General features: G+C 73.6%; 8 protein-coding genes and 1 pseudogene. 6 read left to right on the forward strand and 3 right to left on the reverse strand.

The window, feature by feature from the left end:
* Nucleotides 1-70 precede the first annotated feature (70 nt).
* The 5 genes from REH70_RS02055 to REH70_RS02075 all read left to right on the forward strand — a co-directional run bounded on the left by REH70_RS02055 (nt 71) and on the right by REH70_RS02075 (nt 5,373).
* On the forward strand, nt 71-1,036 hold the full coding sequence (locus tag REH70_RS02055; RefSeq protein ID WP_310751651.1) for a sugar ABC transporter permease: 966 nt from the start codon (nt 71-73) through the stop codon (nt 1,034-1,036).
* The gene (locus REH70_RS02060; protein ID WP_310751654.1) at nt 1,033-1,986 is read left to right on the forward strand and encodes a carbohydrate ABC transporter permease; all 954 of its coding nucleotides are present in this window, start codon (nt 1,033-1,035) and stop codon (nt 1,984-1,986) included. Before REH70_RS02055 ends, REH70_RS02060 begins: the two co-directional genes overlap by 4 nt.
* Nucleotides 1,987-2,051: 65 nt before the next feature.
* Nucleotides 2,052-4,154, forward strand: a complete 2,103-nt coding sequence (locus REH70_RS02065; protein WP_310751657.1) for a beta-galactosidase — start codon at nt 2,052-2,054, stop codon at nt 4,152-4,154.
* 78 nt (nt 4,155-4,232) lie between these two features.
* Entirely contained in the window at nt 4,233-4,481 is a 249-nt protein-coding gene (locus REH70_RS02070; protein ID WP_310751661.1) for a hypothetical protein, read from the forward strand.
* A gap of 22 nt (nt 4,482-4,503) precedes the next feature.
* Nucleotides 4,504-5,373 carry a DUF429 domain-containing protein gene (locus REH70_RS02075; RefSeq protein WP_310751664.1) on the forward strand — a complete coding sequence of 290 codons (870 nt, stop codon included), beginning with the start codon at nt 4,504-4,506 and terminating at the stop codon, nt 5,371-5,373.
* Here REH70_RS02075 and REH70_RS02080 read toward each other — a convergent pair.
* The 3 genes from REH70_RS02080 to REH70_RS02090 form a co-directional block, all read right to left on the reverse strand.
* Complete coding sequence (locus REH70_RS02080) at nt 5,357-6,070, reverse strand: PQQ-binding-like beta-propeller repeat protein (protein WP_310751667.1); 714 nt, start codon at nt 6,068-6,070, stop codon at nt 5,357-5,359. The two genes, REH70_RS02075 and REH70_RS02080, sit on opposite strands and share 17 nt — an antisense overlap.
* Nucleotides 6,019-6,927 carry a hypothetical protein gene (locus REH70_RS02085; RefSeq protein WP_310751670.1) on the reverse strand — a complete coding sequence of 303 codons (909 nt, stop codon included), beginning with the start codon at nt 6,925-6,927 and terminating at the stop codon, nt 6,019-6,021. The genes REH70_RS02080 and REH70_RS02085 overlap by 52 nt, the downstream gene beginning before the upstream one ends.
* 138 nt (nt 6,928-7,065) lie before the next feature.
* Nucleotides 7,066-7,818 carry an NAD(P)-dependent oxidoreductase gene (locus REH70_RS02090; protein WP_310751673.1) on the reverse strand — a complete coding sequence of 251 codons (753 nt, stop codon included), beginning with the start codon at nt 7,816-7,818 and terminating at the stop codon, nt 7,066-7,068.
* 247 nt (nt 7,819-8,065) lie between these two features.
* Here REH70_RS02090 and pulA point away from each other — a divergent pair.
* Nucleotides 8,066-13,964: pseudogene (gene pulA, locus REH70_RS02095) on the forward strand (pullulanase-type alpha-1,6-glucosidase).
* Nucleotides 13,965-13,994: the final 30 nt, after the last annotated feature.

Genomic DNA, 13,994 nt, shown 5'->3' on the forward strand with positions numbered 1-13,994 from the left:
GGCCGGTCCGGCGGCAGCCGGCGCGCCGGCCCACCCTCCCCGAACCGGCCAACCCCGAACCGGACAGGAGGTGGACCCCGCATGTCCACCCGCACCACCACCGCCCCCCGGGCGCCGCACGCCCCCGGCCACCACCGGCGGGTCCGGGCGCCGCAAGTCCCTCAAGCGCCCCGAGATGATCGCGGCCTACCTCTTCGTCGTGCCGTTCTTCGTGGTCTTCCTCGCCATGATCGTCACGCCGCTCGTCTACTCCGGATACCTCTCGTTCTTCCGGGCGCAGCTCATCGGAGGGACGGCCTTCGTCGGCCTCGAGAACTACACCGAGGCGCTGGGCGACTCGAACTTCATCGACGGCGTCCTGCGGATGGTGCGGTTCTTCCTCATCCAGGTGCCGATCATGCTCGGCCTGGCCACCCTCTTCGCGCTGGTGCTGGACTCGGGACGCCTGCGGCTGCAGCGGTTCGTCCGGCTGAGCATCTTCATGCCCTATGCCGTCCCGAGCGTCATCGCGGCGCTCATGTGGGGATACCTCTACGGCACCGACTTCGGCCCGTTCACCCAGGTCGCCGACATCGCAGGGCTGCCGGCGCCTCGATTCCTCAGCAACGAGTGGATGCTCGGCTCCATCGCCAACATCGTCACCTGGGGATTCGTGGGCTACAACATGATCATCCTGTACGCGGCCCTGCGGTCCATCCCCACCGAGCAGTACGAGGCGGCCCGCATCGACGGCGCCAGCGAGGTCCGCATCGCGTGGTCGGTCAAGCTGCCGGCGATCCGCCCGGCGCTCCTGCTCACCCTGATCTTCTCGGTCATCGGGTCGTTCCAGCTCTTCAACGAGCCGAACCTGCTCGGGATCATCGCGCCCAACGTGATCGGCAACTCGTACACGCCGAACATCTACGCCTACAACCTGGCGTTCGTGAACCAGGAGGTCAACTACGCGGCGGCGATCGCGTTCCTGCTCGGCTTCGTCATCATGATCGTGTCCTACGTGGTGCAGCTGAGCGCTCAGCGACGGGAGCGACGCTCATGACCCAGCCGCCCACCTCCCAGCCGCTGGCCGCCGCCCCGGCCGCCGGAGCCGACGTCGTCGGACGGGATGTGCCCGCCGAGGCTCGCGGCAAGCGCCGCCCGACCTCGAACCGCCCCAGCACCGTGCTGACGGTCGCCATGCTGGCCGCCGTCGCGTACTTCCTGCTGCCGCTCGTCTGGATCGCCGTCGCGTCGACGAAGTCCAACGCCGACCTGTTCTCCTCGTTCGGGCTGTGGTTCGCCGACGACTTCAACCTCGTCGCCAATCTGCAGGACGTCTTCAGCGCCCAAGGCGGCATCTACGCGACCTGGCTGCGCAACAGCATCATGTACGCGGTGGTGAGCGGCGTCGGCGCGGCCATCCTCGCGACCATGGCGGGGTACGCGTTCGCGAAGCTCCACTTCCCCGGCGGCACGCTGCTGTTCTCGATCATCCTCGGCGCGATCATGATCCCGACGACCGCGCTCGCGATCCCGACCTACCTGCTGTTCGCGAAGGTCCAGCTCACCGACACCCCGTGGGCGATCATCCTGCCGTCGCTGGTGAGCCCCTTCGGCGTGTACCTCATGCGGGTGTACGCGGCGGGCGCGGTGGACGACACCCTGCTCGAGGCCGCCCGCGTGGACGGCGCCGGCGAGGGCCGCATCTTCCTGCGGGTGGTGCTGCGCCTGCTGGCACCGGGGTTCGTCACGGTGCTCCTGTTCCAGCTCGTCGCGACGTGGAACAACTACTTCCTGCCGCTCATCATGCTGAACAGCGCCGAGTACTACCCCCTGACGGTCGGACTCGCGCAGTGGCAGGCGACGTCGCAGGCGGGATCCGGCTCGCAGGCACTCTTCTCCACCGTCATCACCGGCTCGCTGGTCTCGATCATCCCGCTGATCATCGCGTTCCTCTTCCTCCAGCGGTACTGGCAGTCCGGGCTCACCGCCGGTGGTGTCAAGCAGTGACGCCCGGTCCCACGCCGCGCCCGGCATCCACCCACCACCCCGTCACCGAGAGGTCCCCGCACCCCATGCCCGACCTGCCCCGCCCCGTGCTCTTCGGCGCCGCGTACTACCACGAGTACCAACCGTCCCCCCGGCTCGAGCAGGACCTGGACCTCATGGCCGCGGCCGGGTTCACCGTCATCCGGGTCGGGGAGTCCACCTGGTCCACGTGGGAGCCCGAGGACGGGCGCCTCGAGCTCGACTGGCTGCAGCCGGTGATCGACGGCGCCCACCAGCGCGGGATCGCGACGGTCCTGGGCACCCCGACGTACGCGGTCCCGCCGTGGCTGGCCCGCAAGTACCCCGAGATCGCGGGCGAGCGGGGGACGGGCCGGCGCATCCCGTGGGGTGCCCGGCAGGAGGTCGACTTCACCCACGCCGCGTTCCGGTTCCACGCGGAGCGGGTGGTGCGCGCCGTCGTCGGCCGGTACGCCGACCACCCCGGTGTCATCGGGTACCAGGTCGACAACGAGCCGGGCCTGGAGCTGCTGCACAACCGGGCGATCTTCGAGTCCTTCGTGGACCACCTGCGCCGGACCTACGGCGACGTGGAGACCCTGAACCGCGAGTGGGGACTCGTGTACTGGTCGCACCGGCTGTCCACCTGGAGCGACCTGTGGACGCCGGACGGCAACTCCGCCCCGCAGTACGACCTCGCGTGGCGGCGCTTCCAGGCGCGCCTCACCAGCGAGTTCATCGCCTGGCAGGCCGGCATCGTGCGCGAGTACGCGCGGCCCGACCAGTTCGTCACCACCTGCCTGGCGTACGCCCGCCCCGCGATCGACGACGCCGACCTCACCGCGGCCCTGGACGTGACCGCGGGCAACCCCTACTACGCGATGCAGGACTCCCTCGCCCTGCCGTGGTCGCCGGGGGCGCCGCAGGGCTGGACGACGTCTGGCACCTGGAGCGTGCTGCAGAGCGCCGACCGGATGTACTCCTCCAAGGGCGCGCCGTTCCTCGTCACGGAGACCAACGCCGGCGCCATCGGGGGACCGGCCGCCAACTACCCCGCCTACGACGGGCAGTGGCGGCAGGTCGCGTGGGCGATGGTCGCCCGCGGTGCCCAGATGATCGAGTACTGGCACTGGCACACGCTGCACTTCGGCACGGAGACGTACTGGATCGGGGTGCTGCCGCACGACCAGCAGCCCGGCCGGGTGTACGAGCAGCTCGCCGCGCTCGGTGGCGAGCTGCGCACCGCCGGCGACGCCGTGGCGGGGCTCGTCCCCGACGCGCAGGTGGGCCTGCTGTACTCGAACGCGTCGAAGTTCGGCCTGACCTTCCAGCCGTCGCTGTCCCACGGCAGCGAGCCCGACGCGCGGTCGTACGAGCACATCGTGGAGGCGTTCTACCGCGGGGCGTTCGACGCCGGGGTGGGCGTGCGCATCCTGCACGACGCCCACGTCACCGGGCCGCACGGGACCCGGGAGCCGGCGGACGTCGCCCGCGAGCTGCCGGTGCTGCTGGTCCCCGCGCTCTACGTGGCCGACGACGCCCTGCTCGACTGGCTGCGGGCGTACGCGGACGCGGGCGGGCACCTCGTGCTCGGGCCACGGACGGCGTACGCCGACCACGAGGCCCGCGCCCGCCTCGAGCCGAAGCCCGCGCGCCTGGCCGACGCCGCCGGCGTCGGCTACCAGGAGTTCACCAACCTGGGTGCGCCGGTCCCGGTGCGCGGGACCGACGGCGGGCTCGACCTGCCGCCGGGGGCGAGCGCGACCGCGTGGGCGGACGCACTGGTCCCCGCGGGCGCCGACGTGCTCGCCGAGTACGAGCACCCGCAGCTCGGTCGCTGGGCCGCGGCGACCACGGCGCGGCACGGCGCGGGCCGGGTCACGACCGTCGGCACCGTGCCCGACGACGCCTTCGCACGAGCCCTGCTCACCTGGCTCGTGCCGGTCGGCGACGACTGGCGGCGGCTGGCGGTGCAGCCCGTCACCGTGCTGTCCGCGACGTCCGGCGAGGGGCGGCGGCTGCGGTTCGTGCACAACTGGTCCTGGGAGCCGACATCGGTGGCGGTGCCGGTCGCGGTGACCGACGCCGTCTCCGGGGCCGAGATCAGCGCTGGGGACGAGCTCGCCCTGGGGGCGTGGGACGTCCGGGTCCTGGTGGAGGACCGCGGGTGACGCGTGGCGCTGCCGCTCCGGAGCCGTCGCGGCGTCCGGAGCGGTGGCGCCGTCACGCTGGGGTGACACGATGACGCGATGAGCGGACCGACGGACTGGGTCAGCGGGGAGCGCGTGTTCGCGCCGCCGAACGGTGTGCTCGACGTCGACTGGCTCGTCCCCGCCGTGATCGACGGCCTCCCCGGGACGAGCCCGGCCGAGGCCCGCGCGGCGACCGCGGCCGCCTGGGCCGACCAGCGCGCGGGCCGGGACGCCGATCGCTCCGACCCGCTCCGGGCCCGTGCCGCCGACGTCGTCGCCGACGCGGTCCGGACGTTCGGCGCCTGAGCCGCGCTCGGCCGCTCCTCCCATGACCGAACCCAGCGACAGGTCCGGCGACCCGCTCTTCGTCGGCATCGACCTCGGCTGGTCGAGCGGGGGCACGGGCCTCGCCGCGGTGGACGACACCGGTCGCCTGACGGCGTCCGCGCGGGTCCGGACCGACGACGAGATCGACGACTGGTTGACCGCGCAGCACGGGCACGTCGCGGTGGCTGCGGTCGACGCACCGTTGGTCGTCCCGAACGAGACCGGGCAGCGCGTCGCGGAGCGGCTCATCGGGCGGACCTTCGGCGCCTTCGGTGCCTCGGCGCACACGTCCAACCGGGCCCGCTTCGGAGGCGCGGACGCTCGCGCGATGCGGCTGGCGCGCCGCTTCGGCTGGGACGTCGACCCCAGCACGTCCCCGGCCGACGCCACCGGTGGCGTGTGCATCGAGGTCTACCCCCACCCGGCCATGGTCGGCCTGTTCGGGCTCGACTACCGGCTGGACTACAAGAAGGGGAACGCCGCGCGGCGGTCACCCGGCTTCGCGCAGCTGGTCGGGCACCTGGAGTCGGTCCCGGAGCTCGGGCTGCCTGGTCAGCCGCGATGGGAGGAGCTGAGGCGGACGGTCGCCGCCCCACGGCCCGGTGACCTGAACCGTGCCGAGGACGAGCTGGACGCGATCCTCTGCGCGCACCTGGCGTGGCTCTGGGCCCACCGTCCCGGCGACCTGCACGTGTACGGCGACGTCCACGAGGGCTACATCGTCGCTCCGCCGCCGCCCACCCACCGCCCCCGTCGTCCCGCGACGGCACGACGGACCGGCACGACGGACGGCGCGACGGACGGCACGGCGGACGGCGCGGTGATCGGCACGGCGGTCGGGGTGGGTGGCCGCATCAGCCCAGGCCGATGACCTCGGCGCCGGTCGCGGCGACCAGGCGATGACCGACGACCCGCAGCGCCACCGTCCCCTCGGGCGCTGCGGCTCTCCACACCACCGTCCCGTCGGCGATGCGGTGCGCCACGAGGTCCAGGACGTCGCCGTCCCGGACCGGCAGCAGCACGACGTCACCGTCGGTGAGCGCCGGCCCGTCGGTCGCGTCGGCGTCCACGCCGCGGCGCCAGAGGTCGTCTCCGGTGCGGACCTCCAGCGCGGTGACGCCCGCGCCGTCGTCGAGGAGCATGACGCCGTCGACCAGTGCCGTGGCCCGCGGTCCGGCGGGGGAGGACGCGGCCGGGGTGGGGCGGCTCCACTCGATCCGTCCGCTGCGCAGGTCGAGCCCCCGCAACCTCTCCCGCTGGGCGGTCCGGACGACGAGCACGCCGCGGTCGTCGCCGTCCGTGAGGGTCGGCCGCAGCGGAGGTCCCGGCAGCGGGTACGTCCGCGCGGCGCTGCCGGACACCTGCCCCCGCCCGGACGCGCGGTCGGGCCGCCACGCCCACGTGGCACGCGCGCCGCCCGGGAGGGCGTGCTCCTCGTACGGGTGCGGCCGGCCGCTCTCCACCTCGGCGTCGAGCTCCTCACCGGTCGCGAGGTCGACGGCGAACGTCGCGACGGTCACCGACCCGGGCCGGCGCTCGACGGCGACCGGCTCCCCGTCGGCGAGCACGGACCGGGGGCTGAGGGCATCCCACCGGGGGTCCCGGTGGCGAGGTCCCAGCGGGTGACCCGCACCCTGCCGTCGGCGCGCGCGGCGGTCACGAGCAGGTCCCGGGCGACGGGCTCGGCCCGCAGCAGCTCGCCGTCCACGGTGACGGTGTGCCGGGTGCGTCCGGTGGCCGAGTCGACGACGACCACGGGAGACTTCGAAGCCGCTGAGGTCCCCGGGGCCTCCGACGCCGCCTCCCTCGCCGGCGCACCGGCGACCGGCGCACCCTGTGGTCCGCCCACCGCGCAGGCGACCAGGCCCCGCGGGCCGGCGCCGTCGTCGACCGGTGCACGGTCCGGCCGGAGCCCCTCGTCGACCCCGAAGCAGCCGCCGCCCGCCGCGGCGCGCCCCGCGGCGGCCGAGGCCGTCCACACGACGCGGCCGGTCCCGGGATCGACGGACCGCAACGAGGCGCCGTCGACCACCAGGAGCGTGTCGTGACCGTCGCCCACCACCCGCCCCGGCACCCGCCAGCGCTCGACCGGCGCGTGGGCGGCGTCGGCCAGGACCGCGGGCATCGCCGCCAGCGCCGCCGCCCGGGCGGCGACCTGACGTGCCTCGACCACGGCGGTCGTGCCCAACGCGGCGACGACGAGCACCGCCGCCGTCACCGCCCGCCGCCGGTAGCGCAGCGCGATCCGCCGGACCGGCCCGGGGTCGGGGGGCCCTGCGACGGTGACCCGGTCCTCGGGCAGCGGCTCGCCGGCCCACGTCGCGCGGCGTGCCATCGCCTCGAGAGCGAGCTCGTGCAGCACCGACCAGACCTCGTCCGCAGCCGCGTCGTCCTCGTCGTCCTCGACGAGGAGGACGTCGACCACGTCGAGGTCCTCGGGGACCGCGACCGGGACCGGCGCACGTCGTCAGGGTAGGTCGCGACACCGGCCGCTCGCGCCCGTCCGCGTGGCCGCCGGCGAGTGGAGAGGCCGGCTCACGGCGGCCGGCTCAGGACACCTGACTCAGGGCCGCCGGCAGGTCGTCATGCCGACGCCGTCGTCCTCCACGACGTCGGCCCAGTCCGCGGAGTCCAGGGCGGGCCGGTAGCCGAGGTCGTCGCGTGCGGTGTCCAGCGACCAGCGGCCGCCGGTGTTCGCCGAGACGGCGGCGTACACCCCGGTGTGCACGTCGGCCTCGAGGGCCCGCACGACGAGCTGGCGCAGGTCGTCGGGGCCCAGCCACCCGGGCAGCTGGCGGGCCGCGTACGGCTCCGGCTCGGTCGCGCCGAGCCGCAGGCCGATCGTGCTGACACCGTTGCGATGCGCGAACACCCCGGCGATCGCCTCGTCGAACGCCTTGGTCGCCCCGTACGGGCAGCAGGGAGCCGGCGCCCAGGTGGCGTCGATGGGGTAGCGGCCCTCGGCCTCGTACCGGCCCATCGCATGCACCGAGCTTGCGTAGACCACGCGCCGCACACCGTGCTCCTGGGCCGCCCCGAGCAGCGCCACGAAGCCGTCGACGTTCGGCGCCTCGAGGTCGGCCCAGTCGGCGTCGGGGCTGGGCTCGCCGGCCAGGTGCACGACGGCGTCGACCCCTGCCATCGCGCGGGCCAGCAGGTCGCGGTCGGTCAGCTCACCGAGCAGCACCTCACCGCCGTACGTCTCGTCGGGGGCGCGGCGGTCGAGCAGGCGCAGGGCGACGTCGGTGAGGCCGGGCAGGAGCTGCCCGCCCACCCGGCCGGCGGCGCCGGTCACGAGCACGGTGCGTGGGGTCATGCGGTGATCCTGCCCGCGTGACGGGCCGACTGCCCGCCGGAGCAGGCGGGCGTGCATCGGTCAGCGAAGCGGCGCGCGGCCATCGATCCCGCACCTGCAAGCCCCTTGCTGCAAGTTGCAGCATCTCGTTACAGTCGGTCCTGGCCTGCTGTGGTGCAGGCCCGGATGAGGTGACGAAGGAGTCCCCGATGCCCCTGGCCCACGGCCGCACCCCTCGGCGAGCGCACCGCGCACCGCCACCGCATGTCTGGCGGCCGCAGCGGTCGCCCTGTCCGGAGTCGTCGGCGTCGTCGGCGCGGCGGCTCTCCCCGCCGCCCCGGCCACCGCCGCGGACCGCACCGTCGCCCTCGTCGGCAACCTGCAGGACGAGCTCGGATGCCCCGCCGACTGGGCGCCGGACTGCGCCGAGAGCGAGCTGCAGCCCACCGGCACCGCCGGCCTGTACGCCGCCGAGTTCACCGTCCCCGCCGGCACCTACGAGTACAAGGTCGCGCTGGACGACTCGTGGGACGAGTCCTACAACGGCGCCGGTGAGGGCGGCGGCGGCGCCCCGAACACGCCGCTGACCATCGGCGGTGACACCCGGCTGCGCGTCACGTACGACGACACGAGCCACCGCATCGGCCTGACGCCGCTGGACCTGCGCGCCGGCTACGGCGAGACCGACGCCGACCTCGTCGCGGCACCGGTACGCCAGCCGGGCAGCGACGAGCGGTTCTACTTCGTCATGACCGACCGGTTCGCCAACGCGGACCCGGCCAACGACACCGCGGGCATCGCGGGGGACCGGCTGGCCCACGGGTTCGACCCCACGGACAAGGGCTTCTACCACGGGGGCGACCTCGCCGGGCTGATCGAGAACCTCGACTACATCGAGGGCCTGGGCACGTCGGCGATCTGGCTGACGCCGTCGTTCAAGAACCGCCCGGTGCAGGGCGAGGGGAGAGCGCCTCCGCGGGCTACCACGGGTACTGGATCACCGACTTCACGCAGATCGACCCGCACCTGGGCACGAACGCCGAGCTCGAGCAGCTCATCGCGGACGCCCACGCGCGCGGCATCAAGATCTACTTCGACATCATCACCAACCACACCGCCGACGTGATCTCCTACGCCGAGGGCGAGTACTCCTACGTCGACCAGGCCACGCGGCCCTACCGCGACGCCGGTGGCGAGCCGTTCGACCCGGCGCAGTACGCCGGCACCGGCACCTTCCCCGCGCTCGACCCGTCCGCGGGCGGCTCGTTCCCGTACACCCCGGTGGTCACGGACGACGACGCCGACATCAAGGTCCCGGGCTGGCTGAACGACGTCACGCTCTACCACAACCGCGGGAACTCGACGTGGTCGGGGAGTCGGTGACCCTCGGTGACTTCGACGGCCTCGACGACCTCATGACGGAGCACCCGACGGTCGTCGACGGCTTCGTCGACGTCTACCAGGACTGGATCGACCTGGGCATCGACGGCTTCCGCATCGACACCGCCAAGCACGTGAACTTCGAGTTCTGGGAGCAGTGGAGCGCCGAGGTGCTCGACTACGCCCGGGACGTCGCCGGCAAGCCGGACTTCTTCATGTTCGGCGAGGTCTACGACGCCGACCCGGCGCTGCTGTCGCCGTACGTGCGCCGCACCGACATGAGCTCGGTCCTGGACTTCACCTTCCAGTCCGCGGCCAGCGCGTACGCCTCCGGCTCGGGCGCGAGCACCCTGCAGCGGCTGTTCGCCGGCGACGACCTGTACACGACCGCGGACACCTCGGCGTCCGCGCTGCCGACATTCCTCGGCAACCACGACATGGGCCGCATCGGCTACTTCGTGCGCACGAGCGAGGCGCCGCTCGAGCGGTCAGAGCTCGCCCACTCGCTCATGTACCTCACCCGTGGCCAGCCCGTCGTGTACTACGGCGACGAGCAGGGCTTCATCGGCGACGGCGGCCCGGACGGCGGCAACGACAAGTCCGCCCGGCAGTCCCTGTTCGCCTCCGGCGTCCCCGAGTTCGTCGACCAGCCCCTGCTGACCGGCGAGACCGCAGGCGCCGTCGACCGGTACGACACCGACGCGCCCCTCTACGACCACATCGCCGCGCTCGCGGACCTGCGCGAGTCCCACCCCGCGCTGTCCCACGGTGCGCAGCTCGAGCTCGCGGCCGACGGCGCCGTCTACGCGTTCGCCCGCGTGCACCGCGAGGAGAAGGTCGAGCACGTCGTCGTCGCCAACAACGCCGACGCCGCGACCACCGCGACCGTCACCACCCTCACCCCGGGAGCGACCTACACCGGCGCGTGGGGCACGGGCGCCACGGTCACGGCCGACGCCGACGGTGTCCTGACCGTCGAGGTCCCGGCGCGCAGCGTCATGCTGCTCGTCGCGGACCGGCCCGTCGCGGCCGCCCCCGAGGGCACGGTCGCCGATGTCGTCGCCCCCGCGGAGGGTGCCGGGCTCTCCGGCATGGTCCCGGTCACGGCCGACGTCGCCGACGACCGCTACGCCGAGACGTCGTTCGCGTTCCGCGTGGTCGGCAGCGACGAGTGGACCCCGCTGGGCACCGCCGAGACCGACGCGCCGCGCGTCTTCCACGACCTCGCGACCGCCGGCCTGGCCGCGGGCACGCTGGTCGAGTACCGCGCCGTGACCGTCGACGCCGCGGGCACCCGCACCGCGGACTCGACCTTCGCGTCGGTCGGCAACGGCGTCAGCCTGACCGACGACGCCGGGCCGGAGCCCGAGCCGACCTTCGGCGCCGCCGCCGTGGCCGGCAGCCACAACAGCGAGATGGGGTGCGCCGCCGACTGGCAGCCCGCCTGCGCTCAGGCTCAGCTCACCCTGCGCGACGACGGCGTCTGGGCCGGCACCTGGGACCTGCCCGCCGGCGACTACGAGTTCAAGGTCGCGATCGACGAGAGCTGGGACGTCAACTTCGGCGCCGGCGGCGTCCCGGGTGGCGGCAACATCGCCTACACCCACACCGGCGGGACCGTGTCGTTCTTCTTCGACCCGGTCACGAAGTACGCCTTCGCCACCGCGATGCACCCGGTCATGACGCTGCCGGGGAGCCTGCAGAGCGAGCTCGGGTGCGCCGCGGACTGGTCGCCGGACTGCCTGCGGACTCTGCTCACCGACCTCGACGGCGACGGACTGTTCACCCTGACGACCGACGCCCTGCCGGCCGGGACCTACGAGGTCAAGGTCGCGCACGGGATGAGCTGGGACGAGAACTACGGCGCCGACGGCGCACCGGGCGGCGGGAACATCGCCGTCACGGTCACCGAGGGGGAGTCGGTCACGTTCACGTACGACCCGACCACCCACGTCCTGACGGTCGGGGGCGACGGCGGCGCGGGTCCCGGTCTGCCCGGTGCCGGCGACGACGCCGCGCACTGGCTCGCCTCCGACGTCCTGGTCGTCCCCGCCGACTTCCCGGCGGACGCGACCTACACCCTGCGCACCGCCCCGGCCGGCGGCATCGCCGTCACCGACGGCGCCCTCGTCGTGCCCGACGACGCCGGCAGCCTCGCCCTCGTGCCCGACGACGCCGGCCTGCCGGCCGAGCTCGCGGAGCAGTTCCCGCACCTGACCGGGTACACGGTCCTGCGGCTGCGCACGGCCGAGGGCGAGGCGCCGTCCGACGACGTCGTCGGCGCCCTGCTCACCGGACAGGTCGCCCTCGTCGGCGAGAGCCCGGACGGGCTCGCCGCGTTCACCGGCGTGCAGGTGCCCGGCGTGCTCGACGACCTCTACGCCGCGGACGCCGCGGACCGGCCGCTCGGGGCGACGTGGAAGGGCGCCCGCCCCACGCTCGCGTTGTGGGCGCCGACCGCGCAGGACGTCGACCTCCTGCTCTGGGAGGACGCCGACCTGTCGGCCGAGCCCGAGCGGGTCGCGATGACCCGGACGGACGACGGCACCTGGACCGTGCGCGGGAAGCGGGCGTGGAAGGACGCGGCCTACCGGTACGCGGTCACCGTCTACGTCCCGACGACCGGGCAGGTCGAGGTCAACGAGGTCACCGACCCGTACTCCGTCGCGCTGACCCTCAACTCGACCCACTCCGTGCTGGTCGACCTCGACGACCGGACGCTGCGGCCCCGGCTGTGGGAGCGGGCCGACCAGCCCGTCGTCCGCCCGGTGGACCAGACCATCTATGAGCTGCACGTCCGGGACTTCTCCGCGCACGACGAGACCGTGCCCGCCGAGCTGCGCGGCACGTACCTCGCCTTCGCCGAGGAGGGCACCCAGGGTCGCGAGCACCTGCGTGACCTCGCCGACGCCGGACTGACCACGGTCCACCTGCTGCCGACGTTCGACATCGCGACCATCGAGGAGGACCGGACCGCCCACGTGCAGCCGGCCTGCGACCTCGCGGCGCTCGCGGCGGCCAACCCGGCCTCGGAGGAGCCGCAGGCGTGCGTCGAGCCCACCCGGGACCTCGACGCCTTCAACTGGGGCTACGACCCCTTCCACTTCACCGCACCGGAGGGCTCCTACGCGGTGGACCCGCACGGCGGTGCCCGCGTCGCCGAGTTCCGCACGATGGTCGGTGCGCTCCACTCCGACGGGCTCCAGGTCGTCCTGGACCAGGTGTTCAACCACACCAACGCCAGCGGCCAGGACCCGCGCTCGGTGCTCGACCGCGTCGTGCCGGGGTACTACCACCGGCTCGACGCGACCGGTGCGGTCGAGACGTCCACCTGCTGCCAGAACGTCGCCACCGAGCACGCCATGGCCGAGAAGCTCATGGTCGACTCGGTCGTCACCTGGGCGCGGGACTACCGGGTCGACGGGTTCCGCTTCGACCTCATGGGCCACCACAGCGTCGAGACCATGCAGGCGGTCCGGGACGCGCTGGACGCGCTCACCCCGCGCCGCGACGGCGTCGACGGCTCCGCCGTGTACCTCTACGGCGAGGGCTGGAACTTCGGCGAGGTCGCGGACAACCGCCTGTTCACGCAGGCCACGCAGGGTCAGCTCGGCGGGACCGGCATCGGGACCTTCAGCGACCGGCTGCGCGACGCCGTCCGCGGCGGCGGCCCGTTCGACGAGGACCCGCGCGTGCAGGGCTTCGGCACCGGGCTGTACACCCAGCCCAACGACGCCGCGGTCAACGGGTCGCCCGAGGAGCAGCTCGCCCGCCTGCGGCACGCGACCGACCTCGTCCGGCTCGGCCTGGCCGGCAACCTGCGCGACTACGCGTTCCTCGCCTCGGACGGCGAGGTCCGCACGGGCGCCGAGCTGGACTACAACGGTCAGCCGGCGGGGTACGCCGAGTCCCCGGAGGAGGTCGTCACCTACGTCGACGCGCACGACAACGAGACGCTGTTCGACGCGCTCGCGTACAAGCTCCCGCAGGCGACGTCCATGGAGGACCGGGTGCGCATGAACACCCTGTCGCTCGCGACCACCGCCCTGGCGCAGACGCCGTCGTTCTGGCACGCGGGCACGGACCTGCTGCGGAGCAAGTCCCTGGACCGGGACAGCTACAACTCCGGTGATTGGTTCAACGTGCTGGACTTCTCCGGGCAGACCAACGGCTTCGGCCGCGGGCTGCCGTTGGCCGAGGCCAACGAGGCGAAGTGGCCGTACATGCGGCCGCTGCTGGCCGACCCGGCGCTTCAGCCGGAGCCCGAGGACATCGCGACCTCCACCGCCGCCGCGCAGGACCTCCTGCGGCTGCGCTTCTCCACCGACCTGTTCCGGCTCGGCGACGCGGGGCTGATCGGCGAGAAAGTCACGTTCCCGGGCAGCGGCCCGGACGCGCTGCCCGGCGTGATCACGATGCACGTCGACGACACGGTCGGCGAGGACGTCGACGCCGACCTCGACGGGCTGCTCACCGTGTTCAACGCGTCGGACGAGGCGGTCACGGTCCCGGTCGAGGGACTGGCCGGTGCGCAGTACGCGCTGTCACCCGTGCTCGCCGAGGGCAGCGACCCGGTGGTCCGCGGGACGACGTGGGACGCGGCGTCCGGCTCGGTCACCGTGCCGGCACGCACGGTGGCGGTGCTGGTCGACGATCAGGGGTCGGACGGCGGTCCGGGGTGGCCCGGCTGGCCGGGCTGGGTCGACGGCCCGGGCTCGTCCCTGGCCGACCTCTGGGCCTGGATCCGGGGTCTGTGGGGCCAGCTCTTCCCGTGGCCGCGCCCCTGACGACGCCAGAGCGCCCGGCGGGACCCCGTC

The sequence above is a fragment of the Cellulomonas sp. ATA003 genome, assembly GCF_031582905.1.
GTDB lineage: Bacteria > Actinomycetota > Actinomycetes > Actinomycetales > Cellulomonadaceae > Pengzhenrongella.